This is a genomic window from Microbacterium sp. SW12 (assembly GCF_055391095.1).
Genome location: NZ_AP024335.1, coordinates 2,513,333 through 2,531,743 on the forward strand (window position 1 = coordinate 2,513,333; position 18,411 = coordinate 2,531,743).

Genomic DNA, 18,411 nt, shown 5'->3' on the forward strand with positions numbered 1-18,411 from the left:
CGTCCCACCGGCCTGGGTCACTCCCGAACCAGAGTCACTCGAGAACCAAGGATCCGATATGACCCTTTTCGACGGCATCGTCTCCCGCACGATCGAGACTCCCCGACTCGCCGTGAACATCCTGGAACGCAGCGGGGACGACCCCGCGACACCCACCGATCGAACCGTCGTGTTCGTGCACGGCAATGTGTCTTCGGCCCTGTTCTGGCAGGAGATCATGCAGGATCTGCCGTCTGACCTCCGCGTCATCGCCATCGATCTGCGCGGCTTCGGGGGCACCGAGAACCTGCCGGTGGATGCCACCCGCGGCGTCCGCGATTTCAGCGACGACGTCTTCGCGACGATGGAGGCTCTGGGTCTTCCGACCGCACACTTCGTGGGCTGGTCGATGGGCGGCGGGGTCGTGATGCAATACGCGCTAGACCACCCTGTCCTCAGTCTCACGCTGCAGGCCCCGGTCTCGCCCTACGGCTTCGGCGGCACCCGCCGCGATGGCAGCCGCCTGACCGACGACGACGCCGGCACCGGCGGCGGAGGGGGCAACCCGGACTTCGTCGAGCGGCTCAACGCGGGCGACACGAGCGACGAGGCACAGACCTCGCCCCGCAGCGTCTTCCGCTCGGGCTACGTCGCCCCCGGGTACAGCAGCGAGAACGAGGATGTCTGGGTTGCCTCGATGCTCACGACATCCACGGCATCCGGCAACTACCCCGGCGACGGCGTGCCGAGCGAGAACTGGCCCGGCTTCGCCGCTGGAACCGTGGGCGTTCTCAACACGATGGCACCGAAGTACTTCAACACCGCGTCGATCGTGGAGCTCGAACCCAAACCGCCGATCCTCTGGGTGCACGGCACCGCTGACGCCATCGTGTCGGATGCCTCGTTCTACGACCTCAACCACCTCGGCGCTCTCGGCATCATCCCGGGATGGCCCGGGGAGGATGTCGCCCCCGCCCAACAGATGGTCTCGCAGACCCGGGACGTGCTCGAGGCTTACGCCGCAGCCGGCGGCCACGTCGAAGAGCTGAGCCTGGAGGGCGTGGGCCACTCGCCCCACCTGGAGCGTCCGGTGGAGTTCCGCCATGCACTGCTGCAGGTCATCGGCTACATCGGGCAGCCCCCGACCTCGCTCCCTGCAACCGAGACGATCATCCTGCGCTCGGCCGACTGAGCCGCGCTAACCCGACACCGAGCGGGCCTAGACTCCCGCTCATGAGTGCATCGGGCGGCAATCGCGCCATCATTGCGGCGTTCCTCGCGAACATGGGGATCGCCCTGTCGAAGTTCGCGGCGTGGTTCTTCTCGGGATCGGCCTCGATGCTCGCCGAAGCGATCCACTCGGTAGCCGATTCGGGCAACCAACTCTTGCTCCTGCTCGGGGGTCGCCAGTCCCGACGAGCAGCCGACGCCGAGCATCCGTTCGGCTACGGCCGCGAGCGCTACGTGTACGCCTTCGTCGTCTCGATCATCCTGTTCTCGGTCGGTGGACTCTTCTCGATCTACGAAGGCGTCGACAAGCTCACGCATCCCCACGAACTCGAGAACGTCTGGCTGCCCGTTCTCGTTCTGTTCATCGCAATCGGCCTCGAGTCGTACTCGCTGCGCACGGCGATTCACGAGAGCAACCTCGTGCGCACCAAGGGGCAGTCCTGGGTCTCGTTCGTTCGCCATGCGAAGGCTCCGGAGCTGCCGGTCGTGCTGCTCGAGGACGTGGCGGCATTGACCGGCCTCGTCTTCGCCCTCTTCGGAGTCGGGATGTCATGGCTGACCGGCAATCCGGTCTACGACGCCATCGGCACGCTCATGATCGGCACGCTCCTGATCCTGGTCGCTGTCACGCTCGGCATCGAGACGAAGAGCCTGCTCGTCGGCGAAGGCGCCACGCGCGCGGATCGAGACCGCATCGTCACCGCGATCGAGGGCGGCGACGAGATCGAACGGCTCATCCACCTGAAAACCCTCTACCTCGGCCCCGATGAACTCATGGTCGCGGGCAAGCTCGGGTTCGCTTCCGACAAGACGCTCGGCGAGGTAGCTGCCGACATCGACGCCATTGAGGCTCGGATCCGCGACGTCGTCCCGATCGCCCGTGTGATCTACCTCGAGCCCGACATCTACCATGTCCCGACCGAAACCGACACGGATGCCGGGACGGCAGGGGTGTCCGCATCCGACGCGAACGACGCCCGCCGTTGAGAAAGGACACCATGGAGTACTGCGTCTTCACCGAACCACAACAGGGCTTCTCGTATGCGCAGCAGCTGGCGAGCGCCCAGGCCACAGAGCGGCTCGGATTCGCCGGGTGGTTCCGCTCCGACCACTACCTCGCGATGGGCGCCGGCGACCCGCTTCCCGGCCCGACGGATGCCTGGACTACCCTTGCTGGGCTCGCTCGGGAGACCGAGAGGGTACGCCTGGGCACGCTCGTCTCGCCGGTGACCTTCCGTCACCCCGGCATCCTCGCGATTCAGGTCGCACAGGTCGACGAGATGTCGGGAGGCCGCGCCGAGCTCGGACTCGGAGCCGGATGGTTCGAGCGCGAGCACGAGGCCTACGGCATCCCGTTCCCACCGAGGCGCTTCGACCTGTTCGAAGAGCAACTCGAGGTGATGACCGGCCTGTGGGCAACAGCCGAGGGGCAGACGTTCGACCACCAGGGCACCGCCTACCGTCTGACCCAGTCGCCGGCACTTCCCAAGCCCGTGCAACCGCAGGTGCCCGTGATCATCGGCGGTGGCGGGCAACGGCGCACCCCCGCCCTGGCCGCACGGTTCGCCACCGAGTTCAACATCGGTTTCCAACCCGAGGATAAGGTTGCCGACGCGTTCGAACGCGTGCGTCAGGCGTGCGTCGACGCCGGGCGGCAGCCGGATTCACTCAAGCTCTCGGTGGCACTTCCCACCGTGGTCGGCCGCGACGACGCCACTCTCGACCGACGTCTGGCCGCGATCGGCCGGGAGAGGGACGGCAACGAGGGCGCGGCGATGTTCTTCGGCGGTGCGGAAGAGATCATCCCGAAAGTCGAGCGCCTTGCCGCACTGGGGGCAAGCCGCATCTACTTCCAGCAGGTCGATCTGACCGACCTCGACCAGCTCGACGAGCTCGGAACCGAGATCCTCCCTCACCTGCCCCGCTAGCCTCGCCCGCGCCCACCGTCGCGAACTCCTCAAAGAACGGTCTGCTTCGGGCGAGCCCGACCAAAATTGAGGAGTTAGCGACGCCGAAGCCGGGTCAGGAGTCGCGGCGAACGGCGAAGAAGTCGCGCAGCACGGATGCCGCCGCATCAGCCTCGACCCCCGCGACCACTTCAGCGCGCACCGGCAGCCGGCGATCCCGCACGACGTCGTAGAGCGAGCCGGCAGCTCCCGCCTTGTCGTCCCATGCGCCGAAGACCAGCCGGGAGACATGCGCCTGGAGCAGGGCTCCAGCACACATGAGACACGGCTCGAGCGTCACCACGAGGGTGCATCCCTCGAGGTTCCAGGACCCGCGTGCCCGGGCTGCAGCGCGCAACGCGACGACCTCGGCATGAGCTGTCGGATCGGTCGTCGCCTCGCGGCGATTTCGACCCTCCCCGATGATCGCCCCGGTCTCGTCGATGACCACCGCACCGACCGGAACCTCGCCCGTGTGCCCGGCCTCCCGGGCCAGCTCGAGCGCGCGGCCCATCGCGGAGCGGTCGGTGTCAGCGTGGGTCACGCCACGAGCCTAGGACTACTCTGAGGCGTATGCGCTTGCACGTCGCCGATCACCCGCTCATCACGCACAAGCTCACCGTCCTCCGGGACGAGCGCACACCCTCCCCGGTCTTCCGGCAATTGACCGAAGAGCTTGTGCCTCTGCTGGCCTACGAAGCGACCCGCAACGTCCGGGTGTCCGAGATCAGCATCCGAACCCCCGTGACCGAGACGACCGGTGTGAAGATCAGCGAGCCGCGCCCGATCGTCGTTCCGATCCTGCGCGCGGGCCTGGGGATGCTCGACGGGATGGTGAAGCTCCTCCCCACCGCTGAAGTCGGGTTCCTCGGCATGGTGCGCAACGAAGAGACCCTGGAGCCCACGACATACGCCGAGCGCCTGCCGGCTGATCTGAGCGACCGGCAGTGCTTCGTGCTGGACCCGATGCTCGCGACCGGCGGCTCCCTGGGGATGGCTATCGATTTCCTCTTCGACCGCGGCGCCCAGGACGTCACCGCGATCTGCCTGCTCGGAGCCCCTGAAGGGGTGGCCGCGATCGAGAAGCAGGTCGACGGTCGAGATGTGACGCTTGTGCTCGGCGCCGTGGACGAGCGTCTCAACGAGCGCGGTTACATCGTGCCGGGCCTGGGCGACGCCGGCGACCGCCTCTACGGCACGGTCTGATAGCCCCGGACAGTACCGTGGTGGGCGGGGCGATGCGCCCCTAAAGCCACTTGCGCGCGCGGAAGATCGCGTACAGACCGCCCGCAAAGGCGAGCATCATCCCGATCGCCATGGGGTAACCCCACGGCCAGTGAAGCTCGGGCATGTCGTCGAAGTTCATCCCGTAGATGCCGGCGATAAGACTCGGCGCGAAGATGATCGCCGCCCATCCCGAGATCTTCTTGACCTGCTCGTCCTGACGCATCGATACTTCGGTGTGGTGACGGGCGACGAGCGCCGAGTGAACCGTCAGTGCCTTGTCGAGCAGCGCTTGCGACGCCTGCACCCGCTCGCTCACCCGGGTGACATTGTCGAGGACGTCCCGCATATGGCGTCGCAGTTCCAGATCGACGTCGAACTTCTCGTAGCCCCGCCGCAGGCGCTCGATCATTCCGATCAGCGGGTGGACCGCTCGGCCGAACGCGGCGGCCTCACCGTATAGCTCGTAGATGCGCCGGGAGAGAAACTCGTCGTTGGCGTCTCCGAAGAGCTGGTCTTCGATCTCATCGATGTCGTTCTCGATTCCCGCGATGACCGGCTCGTAATCATCGACGACCCGGTCGAGGACCGCGTAGAGAACCGCCTCTGACCCAAGCCGTAGCAGCTCGGGTGTGCTCTCGAGGCGCTGCCGCACTGCGGCAAGGTCGGGAGACTCGGCGAGGCGGATGCTGATCACGAAGCCGTGTCCCACGAAGAGGTGAACCTCGCCGAACTCCACCCGCTCTCGGGCATCGTCGTAGCGGGCGGGCCGCAGCACGACGAACAGCGTGCGGTCGTATCGTTCCACTTTGGCCCGCTGGTGCCCTGTCGAGCCGTCCTCCACCGCGAGCGGGTGGAGGTCGAACTCTCGCGACACCGAGTCCCACTCCTCGGGCGTGGGGCGGTACAGCCCGATCCAGGCGAAGCCATGGAGCTCTTGCCGCAGCCGATAGGCCTCCTCCAGCGATGTCGGGCTTTCGACCCGAACCCCGTCGACATAGATGGCGTTGTCGATGACCGGCATGATGTACTCCCGAGATCCGAGGCGCGAGCGAGCCTCGGCCGGATACTAGCCGACGGGGGTATCCCCGCCGGGAACCATCGCACTCATCGCACGGACCGCCGAACCGGCATCCGTCGTTCTGCCCGGCTCGGCGGGTACGGCGCCGACCAAGCGCGCGAATCCACTGAGGCGGGCCACCCCGTCGGGGGTGCGCGGAAGATCGTCGAGCAGCCCCGGCGAGTAGACGATGTAGGCGGTGTGCATCGCCCGCGAGATGGCGACGTTCAGGCGGTTGCGCAGCAGCAGGAACTCCAGCCCTCGAGGCGCGTCTCGACCCGAGGATGCCGCGAGCGACACGATCGCGACAGCCGCCTCCTGGCCCTGAAAGCGGTCGACCGTCCCGACCGGAACCTCGGGAAAGCCTGCGGCCGCGAGCGCTGACTCCACGAGAACCTGCTGCGCGTTGTAGGGCGTCACGACGATGATGTCGGAAGCCTGCAGCGGCCGGGTTGTCGCGCTGGTTGCCGAGCCGTCGCTGTCGTCAACAACGACATCCGTCCACGAGCGCCCGACGAGATCGCGCACGAGCGCGACGACGGCATCTGCCTCTTCAGGCGACTGGGTAGCCCGGCCGTGATGACGGACCGGGAGAGGAATGACGCCGGCTTCCACACCCTCGAGGCGCCGGAGCGCGGTACTGGGGTGAGCGCGCAGCGCGCCACGGTACGACAGGTCAGAGACGGGGGCAGTGACCGCCGGATGCATCCGCCGCGACGCCGCGAGGAAGCGCCCGAAGTTCGGCGGGATGACGTCTTCGCCGTCCATGATCCACCCGAGAGCCGACGTGTCGACCGGCTCCGGATGCGTCCCCTGACTCACCTGCGGAAGCTGCTGGGGGTCGCCGATGAGCAGCAGCCGGGGCGCTGCGAGCGCGACAGCGATCGTCGAGGCGAGCGAGAACTGACCGGCCTCGTCGATCACGAGCAGGTCGAGGCTCGCGCGCGGCACCCGCCCTTCGTGGCTGAAGTCCCACGCCGTCCCGCCGACGACGAATCCCGTTGCAGCGTTCTCGGCCGCGAACGCCGCAACGCCGTTCTTGGGGATCACCGTGAACGGCACCTCGGCGTAAGCATCCTTGGGCGCCTTGCCGACTCGCGAAGCGGGCACCCCCGCCGCAATGACACGACCGAGCATGTGCTCGACCACCGCGTGCGATTGGGCGACGACTCCCACGCGGAACCCGTGATCGGTGACGAGCCGCTGAACCACGTGCGAACCGACGTAGGTCTTTCCGGTACCCGGCGGACCCTGCACCGACAGCGCACTGTGGTCGAGCCGCAGCACGGCCTCGACGAGCGCCTCAACGTCGTCCGAGTTCTCAGCGGTTGCAACCGGTTCGCTCGCAAGCAACCGAGCGGGGCGCCGCCGCAGAATGTCGGATGCCGGGTCCTTCGGGAGATCCGGATGGGCCTCGATGACCCCAGCCGCCCACGCGTCGATGGCGGTCTGCTGGCTTGCGGCGCGTGGCGGAGCGGCGGGCGTCAACGCGATCGGCAGCTCCTGCCATGTGAAGCCTTCGACCGCTCGCTCTTCGATGACCACGCCGTCCTCGAGCTCCTCGATCACGGTGACCCGATGATCGGCGTGGATCCATCGCGGGGAAGCGTCGAACGGGAAGGGCGCGGGCAGTTCGTAGATCGCGAAGGGATCCGCGCCGGGGCGCAGTCGCGTGCCGGGAGCGAGCTCACCCCGCACCTCGACGACGCGTCGATCGGCTCGGGAACCCTCGGGCCTGTGCCAGTCCTCACGGATGCGCGAACGCGCCGGATCCACCGCGATGACGTCTCGCGTGTCTTCCCAGAGAGACATCGGCTCACGAAGCCGCAGATAGTGAGTGGCCCAGAACGACTTCGCCTCACGCGGGTAATAGTCGATCGCGGCGGCGGCCAGGCGCAGCGCCTGCGCGTCGGCAGCATCGGGCGTCTCGCCGGCAAGGCGCAGCAGAGTCGTCGCCTGCGGCGAGGGTTCATAGCCGGTTTCGCTCGGTTCCGGATTCGCTGCCGGGCGCCGACCCGTCTCGCGGGCGCGGTCCACGAGCCAGTCACGCAGGCGCCGGGTCGAGACGCAGTCGTAGCGGTTGTAGTCGGCGATGTCATCGAGGATGAGCTGTGCGGCATCCGCGTCACCGTCTTCGGCGAGCGCCCGCGCCTCGACGTAACGCACGATCGAGTCATCGCCGCGCTGCACGTCACTCGTGCGGACCTCGTCGCCCATGTAGAGCGGCTCGAGCTTCTTGATCGAATAGGACCGCGACCCTACCCGCAGGGCGCGCCTGACCACGGGGTAAAGGTCAACGAAGACGCCGTCGCGCAGCAGGCGGTCGACCTCCGCCTCACGCACGCCGTACCGCGCGGCCATTTGCAACAGGTGGGTGGGTTCATAGGGCGCGTAGTGGTAGATGTGCATCCCAGGGTGGGCCCGCCGGCGTACCTCGACCATGTCGAGAAAGGTCTCGAGGGCAGCGCGCTCGTCGGCAAAGGAGTGGGCCCACAGCGCGTTGTACTGTTCGCGGTCATCGACCCAGCCGAATAGATAATCCAAGCCCCACGAGATCGTCTGTTCGCGCCCGCTCGCGTCGCCAGCGACCGACTCGGTGTAGAGCGGGTCGCCCTCGAAGTCGAAGAACAGGTCACCGTGGTCGGGCCTCGGCAGAGCGGCCAGGGCAGCCGGTGCGACGACCTCGAACGGCGGTGGCTGTGGCGCGGCAGGGGCACCGGGTACGGCATCCACCGCGGCCGACGAGTCGAAGGCGCCCACCCCGGCGGCCGTTCGCAGCTGCAGTCTCGCCTGGGTCTGCAGCATCGCGAAGGTATCGGGGTTCATCCCCGCCGGTGTCGCGCTCGCGCCGACCAGATCATCGATTGTGCGGATGCCGGCTGCCTGCATCCGTTCGCGTTGCACGGGTCGGATGCCGGCCACCAGCAGCAGATCCCGGGTCGCGACGACCTCGATCTCGCACGTCGGGCACCTGCCGCACGCGAGGACCCCAAGCTCGCCGCGCGGGTCATCCCACGCGATCGGCACGGATGCCGAGAGCCGGTCTTCCAGAAGCGCACGCAGCCGCTGGCGGCGCAGCGCATAGACCGGAAGGAGGTCGTCGACGCGGTGAGTGCTGGTCGATCCGTCGCCGAGCAGCAGCTGGACCTCGTCCGCCCGGGGCACTCGGAGCTGGTCGAGGCGATCGACGTATGCCGCCAGCTGCATGAGGGCGGTGACACGCGCGTGACGGGCGAGCTTCGTGTCCTGAACGATCCAGCGCCCGTCCGAATCCCGCAGAAGGAAGTCCGCGAAGCCCACGAACTCGTCGTCGGCGAAGCTGGCCTGATAGATCACGACCGCGTCATCCGACAGCAGTGCTTCGTTGGTGAGCGCGACGGCACGGGCAAGGGCTTCGGCATCCGAGGAGGCGGTCTCGGGAATCTCGACGACCGCGCCGCCGAAGCGTTCGCGGTAAGCCTCGAGAGTTCGGCGTTCGTGCACGCCACCCAAGCGTCCGGCACGTTCCAGGGTGAGATCTACCGGATCCTCGACCGGATCGATACGACCGAGCTTCGCGTCGATGGCGCGCACCCAGGCGAACTCGCACTCGGCGGCGGCCTTGAGGTCGCTCGCACTCCAGACGAACCGACGCTCGCTCTCGATGTATCGCATGATGCCTTTCCGCTCCCGACGATAGCCGGGGTATCCGACACGACCCAGCCGGGATGCGCGGTTGTCGCCGATACCTCGACGAGACCGCGTGCGCACACGCGAAGTGCGAGACTGGAGGCGTGAGCACGAGCCTGCCGTTCGAAAGCGCCTACCGTCACGGGTTCGCGCGCGTCGCGGCGTGCACGATCCCCGTCGCGGTAGCCGACCCCGCCACGAACGCCGAAGCGGTCCTCGCGGCAGCGCGCGAATGCGATGCGGATGCCGTCGCTATCGCCGTGTTCCCCGAGCTCTGCCTGTCGGGCTACGCCATCGATGACCTCGTCATGCAGGACGCGCTTTTGGACGGTGTGGCCAGCGCGATCGAGCGGATCGTGGCAGCATCCGTCGACCTCTTCCCCGTGCTCGTGGTCGGCGCCCCGCTGCACCACCGCAACCGGCTCTACAACTGCGCGGTCGTCATCCACCGTGGTGAGGTGCTCGGCGTCGTGCCGAAGGCGTACCTGCCCACCTACCGCGAATTCTACGAGCGGCGCTGGTATGCGCCGGGCGAGGCGTGGTCGGGCGAGGCGATCCGGATCGGCGCGCTCGAGACCGTCATCGGCACGAACCTGCTCTTCGAGGCCCGCGATGTCGAGGGCCTCACCCTGCACGTCGAGGTGTGCGAGGACATGTGGGTGCCCGTCCCGCCGTCGTCCCGAGCAGCGCTAACCGGCGCGAGCGTGATCGCGAACCTCTCGGGAAGTCCGATCACCATTGCGCGCGCCGACGATCGCCGCATCCTCGTGCAATCCCAGTCGCTGCGGTGCCTGAGCGCATACGTCTACGCGGCAGCGGGCCTCGGCGAATCGACCAACGATGTGTCGTGGGACGGCCAGACGATGATCTACGAGGCCGGCACCCTGCTGGCCGAGACCGAACGGTTCCCCGACGGCCCCCGCCGCAGCATCGCCGACGTCGATCTCGATCGGCTGCGGCAAGACCGGATCCGTCAGGGGACGTTCGACGACAACCGCGGCGCGCTCGGAGGAGATGACTTCCTCACTATCGAGTTCGTCCTGGATCCGCCGGCGACGGATGTCGGTCTTCGCCGGCACCTCGATCGGTTCCCGTTCGTGCCCGACGACCCCGCCCGCCTCGCCCAGGACTGCTACGAGGCTTTCAACATCCAGGTCGAGGGCCTCGTGCAGCGGATGCGGGCGATCGGCGACCCGAGACCCGTCATCGGCGTCAGCGGCGGGCTGGACTCGACGCACGCCCTGCTGGTCGTCGCACGGGCAATGGACAGGATGGGGCGGCCGCGCTCCGACATCCTGGCGTACACCCTCCCCGGCTTCGCGACCAGCGACCACACGAAGTCGAACGCGGTAGCCCTGGCGACAGCGATCGGCGCCTCGATCGAGACGATCGACATCCGCGCCACGGCATCCGAGATCCTCCGCAGCATCGGACACGCGTTCAGCCAGGGCCAGCCGATCTACGACGTGACGTTCGAGAACGTGCAGGCGGGGGTGCGCACCGATCTGCTGTTCCGTCTCGCGAACCAGAACGGCGGCATCGTCATCGGAACCTCCGACATGTCGGAGCTCGCGCTCGGCTGGGCGACCTACGGCGTCGGCGACCACATGAGCCACTACGCCGTGAACACCGGGGTTCCCAAGACCCTCATTCAGCACCTCATCCGGTGGGTCATCGCGCACGGCGAGGATCAGGGAGCCGCTGCCCTCACATCCGAAGCGAACACCGTGCTGCAGTCGGTGCTCGACACCGAGATCAGCCCCGAGCTGGTTCCCGCCGACGAGGACGGCAAGCTCCAATCGACGCAGGATCGCATCGGACCCTACGCGCTGCACGACTTCACCCTCTTCCACGTGCTGCGCTACGGCATCCGTCCCTCGAAGATCGCCTTCCTCGCCGAGCGGGCGTGGCGAGAAGCTGACGCCGGCGCGTGGCCCCCGGATTCCCCCTCGATGAGCGCTACGCGTACGACCGCGAGACCGTCGTGCGCTGGCTGCGGGTATTCCTGCAGCGCTTCTTCGGGTTCGCACAGTTCAAGCGGTCTGCCATCCCGAACGGTCCCAAGGTGTCTCCGGCGGGGTCCCTCTCGCCGCGCGGAGACTGGCGCGCGCCATCCGATGGCAACGCCAGGGCCTGGCTCGCCGAGCTGGATGCCGCGCTCAGCCCGGCATCCGACGCCTGATCCGTCTCACGGGGTCAGCGTCACACCGGCGTGCGGGCGTCTTCGGCGTCAGCGAAGGCAAGCGTCACGACGAAGCCGTCGCGGGAGAGGTCGAGGATCGTGTACTGCGCCCTGCGATCAGGCACCCACCCGCGCTGCCGGGTCGCGTCGAGTTTGACCACGTCCGGCACGACGCGCGCCCCGCGACCGTCGGCTTCGCGCACGGCCTGCACGCGGGTCCAGTGGTCGATGAGGTTCAGGATGTTGGTCTCATCGAACAGGTGCGAGTGACGCTGCATCTCGTGGATCGTTGCGTCATCGGGATGCAGGTCGCGGATGTCGAGCCCGATCGTGTACGGCCGATCGGTCAGCGCCACGACGGTTGCCGCGCGGAAGCTCGCATTGCGGATCTGCAACGAGAGCTCCTTTCCATCGACGCTGGCGAACAGCTGCGTGTGGAACCCGAATTGCGCGGGAGCCTCGCGCTCGACCCTGACGTCTTTCGGGTCGAGCTTGAGCTTGGCGGCGACGAGTTCCTTGGCCAGTACCCGCTTCCGGTCGTGCTCGCTCATCGACGGGTCCCAGCCGAGTCTCACGTCGATCCCGTCGGGCGTCTCCAGCACCACAGACTTCACTCACGTCCTCCTGTCGTCGCCTCCATCTTCGCCGCTCAGCACGAAAGCTTCCACCTGGCGACGCCGGGCAAAATGAAGGCATGAGACTTCTCGTTGCTGCCCTCGACCGCGAGCTCGTTGCCTTTCCCGACGATCTCCCGGGTTTCGACCGTCTCGTCACGGGCCCCGGCAAGCTCCAGGCGACTCATGCACTGACCCGCGCCCTCGAACGCAGCAGCTACGACGAGATCGTTGTTGTCGGAACCGCCGGTGCCATCCACGAGGATGTCGAGGCCACCGTGCACGAAGTCACTGCCGCGATCCAGCACGACGTCACCGACCTCGACAACGTCGTGGGGCAGCACGTATCGCTGCCGGCGATGCTCTCCTTTGGCGGGAGCGGCCACACGATCGCTACCGGCGACCACTTCGTCGACGACGCAGACGTCGCCGCAGGCATCCGTGACCTCGGCGCAACCCTCGTCGACATGGAGGTGTACGCCTACGTGTGGGTAGCGCAGCAGTACGACGTTCCCATTCGCGTTCTCAAGGCGGTCTCGGATCGGGCGCAGAACGGTGCCCTCAGCGACTGGGGCGAGGCGACGGATGCCTGCAGCGTGCTGCTCTTGGAACGCGTGCGCAGCGACTACGGTCTGTAGCTAGCCGGACTGGACAACTCGGCTGAACGAAGGACAACTCGGCGCGAGAAAGGACAACTCGGCTGAAGCAGGGACAACTCGGCTGAAGCAGGGACAACTCGGCTGAAGCAGGGACAACTCGCGTGAAAGGCGGGTCAGGTGGGGCCGGCGCGATGCTCGTCGGACTCGTCGGATTCGGCATCGCGCGCTGCGGCCCGGCGCCGCGAAAGGTCGACGATCGACACGATGAACGACAGCGCGATGAACACGGCAACCGACGACATCCCGATCAGATAGGCGTCGTGGTAGACGACGAGCGAATCTCGGCTGCCGGTTTCGCGATAGATCGTGGCGTAGAACAGGGCAAGAGCTACCGCCGTCCCGACAGCCGTGCCGATTCGTTGACCGAGCTGGCCGACCGACCCCGCAAGACCGCCTTCTGACACCGGCACATCCGCAAGGGCGAGGGTCTGGTTCGGCGAGATCACCAGCCCGCCACCCAGGCCTCCGAGGATCATGACGGTTCCCATCAACCACGGGGTCAGCTCCGGGCTCGCGAAGACGGCGACGATCACGAGACCGACCGCCGACACCAGGACCATGATGAGTCCACCGACGACCAGCGGGCGGCCAATGCGGGTCACGAGGTTGCCGCCGACCCACGAGGCCAGCGCGCTGGGGAGCGCGAAGCCGATGGTGACCATACCGGCGAAAACCGGCTCGAGCTCGAGCCCCGTCTGCAGGTACAGGGTGGTCAGCAGGAACAGCGCCGGCAGTGCGGCGAAATACGAGGTAGCCAACAGGGTGCCGTTGCGGTACGACGCGATCCGAAACAGCGTGAACGGGATCAGCGGCGCGTGCCCGCGGGCAGCGTACCGCCGCTCCCAGGCGACGAACAGCGCTGCGAACACGAGGAAGACGGTCAGCAGCCACCACCGGCGCGGGTCATCGTCGGGCGAACCGGTGGTGAACAGGAACGGCCACATCAACGCGAGCACCGTGATACCGAAAAGGACCACGCCGACCGGATCGAGCGCGATGCGACGCCCGGTTGGGACGCGAGTGGTGGGCAGCACCCAGACCGCCGCGGCGATGGCGGCGATTCCCAACGGAACGTTCATCCAGAAGATCCAGCGCCAGCCGTCATTCGGACCGCCCAGGGCGATCATGAGCCCTCCGAGCGTCGGGCCGAATGCCGTTGCCAGCCCGATCGTCGCTCCGAACAAGCCGAACGCACGCCCGCGTTCTGCTCCCTGGAAGATCTGCTGAATCAGGCCGAGCACCTGCGGCATCTGGATGCCGGCAGCCACTCCCTGCAACAGCCGGAAGACCATGAGCACGATGATGTTTGGGGCCAGCGCGCATGCGAAGCTCGAGAGCGTGAACAGGATCAGGCCCACGAGGAACAGTGCACGACGCGATCGCTGGTCGCCGAGGCGCCCCATGGGAACCAGGAACAGACCGAAGGTCAGGACGTAGCCCGAGACGATCAGCTGAAGCTCGGTGGAACCGGCGCCCAGAGCCTGTTCGATCGAAGGCAGTGCAACGTTGACCTTCGATAAGTCGAGGATCGTGATGGCGGCGACGCCGGCAGCGACAGCGAACGCTCGCCACCGGGCGGCATTGGTGAGGGGGATGTCGGTGGTGCGCGGCTGGGACGAAGCTGTCGAATCCGCACTCACTCTGCCAGCGTATGCCCGGGCGGTGGGGCGAGGGCCCGCTCGGGTCAGCAGGATCTCGATCAGAGCAGGCTGGGCGCGGCCTCCGTGATCACCCTTGAGCCGTGCGGCGACGCTTCGACAAGGATGCCGATCGGCAGCTGCTCTTTCATCGCCTCGACGTGGCTGATGACGCCGATCGTGCGGCCACCCGAGCGCAGGTCGTCGAGGGTCCGCAGCGCGAGCTCGAGGGTCTCGGCATCCAGCGATCCGAACCCCTCATCGATGAACAGCGTGTCAAGCCGGATGCCGCCCGCGCGGCTCGTGACGACCTCTGCCAGGCCCAGGGCAAGAGCGAGTGAGGCAAGGAAGGTCTCGCCACCGGAGAGTGACTGGGGCGGACGCGATCGTCCCGTGTACGCGTCGTGGACCTGTAGCCCGAGACCCGAAGCTGCACCTCGCCGCGCAAGTGCGTCGGTGTGTTCCAGGCGATAGCGCCCGTCGGACATATCGGCGAGGCGCAGGTTCGCGGCTGCGACGATCTCTTCGAGTTCGGCGGCGAGCACGAACGTCTCGAGCGTCATGCGCATGGTGTTCGGGGCGCGCCCGGCGAGTGTGTCGGCCAGACGGACGAGCATCCGGTGCCGCTCGCGCCGCTGCTCGCCGTCCTGGTTGAGCCTCTCGATTGCCGCGCGCACGTCGCCGAAACGTGCAACGCGTTCGCGGACCGCTGCCAGTTCGGCGACGGCACGCTGCCACGTCTCCCGGGCTGCCGTTGCCTCGCGGAGCGACGCGTCAGTGTCGATGAGGTCATCGGGGGCATCGGCGAGCTGCAGTTCGAGCTCGAGCAGGCGCTCCTTCGCGATGCGCTTGGCGGCGTCGTGATCGCTCAGCCGCGACGAAAGGTCTTCGAGCTGCATCGGTGTGAGCAGCGCGGCACGTGCTGACGGCGCATCAGGGAACGAGGACGCCGCGACTCCCGCGTCGAGCTCGCGATCGGCATCCCGTACCCGTTCGAGCGCGAGCTCGTGGGCACGGCGAGCCTCCGCGAGCGACTGCGCCATTCGTCGCCGAGCCTCGGCGTCGGCGATCCGTGCGTGAACGCTGGGGAAAGGACCGCGCGCAGTAGCGACGGCTTCCTCGGCCTCCGTGATCCGCCCGCCCAGTACGGTGCGGGCCGTGTCGAGTTCTGTCAGGCGAGCGGCAGCCTCGTCCAGCTCTCGCCGCAGTTCGTTCTCGCGTGCCTCGAGTTCGCCTCGCAGACGACGGGCGCGATCGAGCGCCTCGGTTGCGCGCTCGGCGAGCTCGAGCCGGGACTGGCTCTCGCGTTGACGCGCATGAAGTTCGTCGACCGAACCTCGCGCCCGAGCACGCGCGGCGTCGACGCGCGCGGTGACCGCGGTGTGACGTGCGGCGCTCTCGCGATCCGCCGCCAGGGCGCGGTCGCGATCCTCTTCGGCGGCCGCGAGGACGGCATCCGTGACGGGATCGTGGTTGCTCGGAGCGGGCTCGGGGTGATCCAGCGACCCGCACACGGGGCAGGGATCGTCATCCGTGAGCCCGTCGGCAAGCTCCGCGGCGAACCCGGCCAGGCGCCGACGCATCAGCTGTCCCCACGCTGCCACAGCTTCCTCGACGGCACGCGACGCCGTGAGCCGGTCAGCGCTCGCGTCGACAAGCTCACCTGCCGCGGTTTCAGCCTCTCGCGCGGCGACCAGGCGCATGGCTAGGTCTTCGCTCTCGGCGCGGGCGGCATCGAGTCCAGCCGCAGCGATGGACAGTTTTTCGATCTCGTCGCCGAGCCGCGCCCGCTCCTGCTCAGCCACGGTGAGCGCGTCGCGTGTCACCGCAAGAACCGCCCGAACCGCCTCCGCTTGGGTGGTTGCGCGGTTCAGATCGGCGCGGTACATAGCGAGCTGCTGCTCGGCATCTTCGGCATCCTGCCATCGCGCGATGTCGCCCGTAAGAGCCTGAGCCGCGGCGAACAACTCGTCGACAGTGAGGGCGGTGTCTACCCCCGCGACAGCGTCAGCGAGTATCGACGCCTCGCTCTTGCCCGTCGCCTCGACGTCGGCGTGAGCACGGCCCGCCGCTTCGATCGCGGCGCGCAGCGGCTCCGCAGCGCGGGCTCTCTCGAGGAGCACTCGATCCGGCCCGAGTCTCTCGGATTCGATCTCGATCGCTGCCAGATGCTCGCGCGCGGCGTTGCGCTGTTGTTGCTGCTCGCGCAACTGGCGCACGCGGGTGTGCTCGCCCTCCGCGGCGGCGAGAGCCTCCTCGGCCCGGTCAACGGCGTCGGCGCGGGTTTGCAGGTCGTACCCGGCGCGGGCGGCCAGCCGCTCGAGGTCGACCGTCTCGTCGGGAACGAGCCATCCGGCCTCTCGTGCGAGCGTTTCGATGTCACTCTGCAGGCTTTGCAGGTGCCCGGTGTCGCGCTCCTGTTCGCGCTCGGACTCGCGGCGGCGTTCGTCGAGCCGCTTCTCGTAGTCCTCGTAGATCTGGGTGCCGAACAGCGTTCGGAGCACCCGCTGCCGGTCGGTGTTTCCGGCCAGCAGGAACTGCGAGAAACGGTTCTGGGCGAGCAGGATCACCTGCAGGAACTGCTGGTGGGAAAGGCCGACGACCTCGTCGATCGCGTGGCCCACGTCGCGCGGACCCGCCGCATAACCTACCCACCGCTCGCCGCCATCCGCGTCCGTCTCCAGCCGCTCCAGCAGCGCGTCGGCGGCGACGACTGTCATGCCGGTGCCGCGGCGCTTGGGGCGTTCGTAGTCCGGCGACCGCGAGATGCGCCACCGGTCACTTCCGGTGCTGAACTCCAGCGTGACCTGCGTCGGATCGTCGGGGCCGCCGTGATCGCTGCGCAGGCGACGATCGACGCCGTCATAGCGCGGGACCGTGCCGTAGAGGGCGAAGCAGATCGCATCGAGGATGCTGGACTTGCCCGCTCCGGTGCGACCGGCGATCACGAACACCCCCGACGGGGCCAGTGCGTCGAGGTCGACATCCTGCCGTTCGCGGAACGGACCGAACCCCTCGATCTGGACCCTGTGGATCCTCACGCGAGGGCCTCCGCGACCGCGCGATCGGCGAGCACGTCAGCGATGAGCGCGGCCTCGGCTTCGCTCGCTCCCTCGCCCTCGCGGACGTGGGCAAGGAACGCATCGATCAGTTCGACGTGGGTCTGGGCTGTCCGGACGCGGCCCGCGTAGGTCTGCTCGTCGCGGTCGTGCCGCTTCTCGGGAGCGTGCACGACGGCGGCGCAGAAGGGGAAGCGCTCTTGCAGGCGGCGCAGCGGATCCCGTTGCGGCGTCGCATCCGTGTATTCGGCCCGCACCCACGCATTCGCGGCGTGCTCGTGGTCGGCGCCGGAGCACAGGTCATCGAGCGTCCCGCGAATTGTGACGAGGCGGCGGGGTATCGGCAGATCGAGCCAGGCGACAGAGGCCTCGCCGGTTGCCGAGAGATCGACAAGCCAGGAGCCGCGCGGCTTGTCTGCCTCGCCGAAGCTGTAGTGCAACGGTGCTCCCGCGTACCGCACCGCGGGGGCCAGCTGCTGACGACCGTGGATGTGTCCGAGTGCGACGTAGTCGATGCCCTCGAATTCGGCGAGGGGGACGACGTCGAGTCCGCCCTGCTGGATGTCTCGTTCGAGGCCGGGTGTGGGATCGACCCCCGCGGCGAAACAGTGCGACACGACGATCGAGCGACCACCCCGCGTAGCACGGTCTGCGCGAATGAGTCCCATCGCGTGAGCGATGGCGTCGTGCTGCGTGCGGAGCTTCTCGCCGGGCCAGGTCCGGCGCAGCAGTGCCGGTTCGAGGTAGGGGATGCCGTATACGTGGACGGGCCCGTGCGCGTCGGTCAGCGTGATCGGCGCGTCGAGCGTCGCCGGGTCGGTCAGAACGTGAATCCCCGACCGCAGAAGGCCGGATTGGAATCCCAGGCGGGCCGCCGAATCGTGGTTGCCGCTGGTCACGACCACGGCAGCACCGGCGTCAGCGAGCCCCGAGAGCGTGTCGGTGAGCAGCGTGTAGCACTCGGCCGGCGGCGTCGATGAGTCGAAGACATCGCCCGCGACGATCACGAGATCGACGGAGTTGTCTCGAACCTGGTCGGTGAGCGCATCGAGCACCTCCCGCAGCGCTGGCAGCGTCGAGTGGCCGTGGAACGACCTCCCGATGTGCCAGTCGGAGGTGTGGAGGATGCGCATGCCCTCACGCTACGGCGGG

Annotated in this window: 12 protein-coding genes and 1 pseudogene; 6 read left to right on the forward strand and 7 right to left on the reverse strand. The window is 67.9% G+C overall.

Annotated features, from left to right (window positions below):
• Positions 1–58 precede the first annotated feature (58 nt).
• Genes MICSW_RS12745 through MICSW_RS12755 form a run of 3 tightly spaced genes read left to right on the forward strand, consistent with a single transcriptional unit; the run spans position 59 to position 3,137 of the window.
• Positions 59–1,171 (forward strand): alpha/beta fold hydrolase, encoded by a 1,113-nt coding sequence (locus tag MICSW_RS12745; protein ID WP_228177851.1) that lies wholly within the window; start codon positions 59–61, stop codon positions 1,169–1,171.
• A 41-nt stretch (positions 1,172–1,212) separates the two neighbouring features.
• Complete coding sequence (locus tag MICSW_RS12750) at positions 1,213–2,196, forward strand: cation diffusion facilitator family transporter (protein WP_464496164.1); 984 nt, start codon at positions 1,213–1,215, stop codon at positions 2,194–2,196.
• A gap of 11 nt (positions 2,197–2,207) precedes the next feature.
• A complete protein-coding gene (locus MICSW_RS12755) occupies positions 2,208–3,137 on the forward strand; it encodes an LLM class F420-dependent oxidoreductase (RefSeq protein ID WP_228177849.1) in 930 nt (309 codons plus the stop codon).
• Positions 3,138–3,231: 94 nt separating this feature from the next.
• Here the strand turns inward: MICSW_RS12755 and MICSW_RS12760 are convergent, their stop codons facing one another.
• Positions 3,232–3,699 (reverse strand): nucleoside deaminase, encoded by a 468-nt coding sequence (locus MICSW_RS12760; RefSeq protein WP_292735039.1) that lies wholly within the window; start codon positions 3,697–3,699, stop codon positions 3,232–3,234.
• A gap of 29 nt (positions 3,700–3,728) precedes the next feature.
• Here MICSW_RS12760 and upp point away from each other — a divergent pair, with 29 nt between their 5' ends.
• Positions 3,729–4,361, forward strand: coding sequence for a uracil phosphoribosyltransferase (gene upp, locus MICSW_RS12765; protein WP_464496165.1), 633 nt, complete (start codon positions 3,729–3,731; stop codon positions 4,359–4,361).
• A gap of 40 nt (positions 4,362–4,401) precedes the next feature.
• Here the strand turns inward: upp and MICSW_RS12770 are convergent, their stop codons facing one another.
• Entirely contained in the window at positions 4,402–5,403 is a 1,002-nt protein-coding gene (locus MICSW_RS12770; RefSeq protein ID WP_228177847.1) for a magnesium and cobalt transport protein CorA, read from the reverse strand.
• Between the two features lie 45 nt (positions 5,404–5,448).
• Positions 5,449–9,093, reverse strand: coding sequence for a TM0106 family RecB-like putative nuclease (locus tag MICSW_RS12775; RefSeq protein ID WP_464496166.1), 3,645 nt, complete (start codon positions 9,091–9,093; stop codon positions 5,449–5,451).
• Between the two features lie 119 nt (positions 9,094–9,212).
• Here MICSW_RS12775 and MICSW_RS12780 point away from each other — a divergent pair.
• A pseudogene (locus MICSW_RS12780) lies at positions 9,213–11,290 on the forward strand (NAD(+) synthase).
• Positions 11,291–11,310: 20 nt separating this feature from the next.
• On the opposite strand, the gene MICSW_RS12785 reads toward MICSW_RS12780, so the two are convergent.
• Entirely contained in the window at positions 11,311–11,904 is a 594-nt protein-coding gene (locus MICSW_RS12785; protein ID WP_292735034.1) for a hypothetical protein, read from the reverse strand.
• A gap of 80 nt (positions 11,905–11,984) precedes the next feature.
• Here MICSW_RS12785 and MICSW_RS12790 point away from each other — a divergent pair, with 80 nt between their 5' ends.
• Positions 11,985–12,542, forward strand: a complete 558-nt coding sequence (locus tag MICSW_RS12790; RefSeq protein ID WP_464496167.1) for a phosphorylase family protein — start codon at positions 11,985–11,987, stop codon at positions 12,540–12,542.
• Between the two features lie 134 nt (positions 12,543–12,676).
• Here the strand turns inward: MICSW_RS12790 and MICSW_RS12795 are convergent, their stop codons facing one another.
• From MICSW_RS12795 to MICSW_RS12805, 3 genes are read right to left on the reverse strand one after another with little or no spacing between them, the layout of a single operon-like run.
• A complete protein-coding gene (locus MICSW_RS12795; RefSeq protein ID WP_414683161.1) occupies positions 12,677–14,203 on the reverse strand; it encodes an MFS transporter in 1,527 nt (508 codons plus the stop codon).
• Between the two features lie 59 nt (positions 14,204–14,262).
• Entirely contained in the window at positions 14,263–17,241 is a 2,979-nt protein-coding gene (locus MICSW_RS12800) for an AAA family ATPase (RefSeq protein ID WP_464496168.1), read from the reverse strand.
• A complete protein-coding gene (locus MICSW_RS12805) occupies positions 17,238–18,392 on the reverse strand; it encodes an exonuclease SbcCD subunit D (protein ID WP_292727326.1) in 1,155 nt (384 codons plus the stop codon). Before MICSW_RS12805 ends, MICSW_RS12800 begins: the two co-directional genes overlap by 4 nt.
• Positions 18,393–18,411: the final 19 nt, after the last annotated feature.

Bases quoted from the DNA above. Each gene is read 5' to 3' on its own strand.
- upp (WP_464496165.1), top strand. From the start codon at position 3,729: ATGCGCTTGCACGTCGCCGATCACCCGCTCATCACGCACAAGCTCACC.
- MICSW_RS12805 (WP_292727326.1), bottom strand. From the start codon at position 18,392: ATGCGCATCCTCCACACCTCCGACTGGCACATCGGGAGGTCGTTCCAC.
- MICSW_RS12745 (WP_228177851.1), top strand. From the start codon at position 59: ATGACCCTTTTCGACGGCATCGTCTCCCGCACGATCGAGACTCCCCGA.
- MICSW_RS12755 (WP_228177849.1), top strand. From the start codon at position 2,208: ATGGAGTACTGCGTCTTCACCGAACCACAACAGGGCTTCTCGTATGCG.
- MICSW_RS12775 (WP_464496166.1), bottom strand. From the start codon at position 9,093: ATGCGATACATCGAGAGCGAGCGTCGGTTCGTCTGGAGTGCGAGCGAC.
- MICSW_RS12750 (WP_464496164.1), top strand. From the start codon at position 1,213: ATGAGTGCATCGGGCGGCAATCGCGCCATCATTGCGGCGTTCCTCGCG.
- MICSW_RS12790 (WP_464496167.1), top strand. From the start codon at position 11,985: ATGAGACTTCTCGTTGCTGCCCTCGACCGCGAGCTCGTTGCCTTTCCC.
- MICSW_RS12770 (WP_228177847.1), bottom strand. From the start codon at position 5,403: ATGCCGGTCATCGACAACGCCATCTATGTCGACGGGGTTCGGGTCGAA.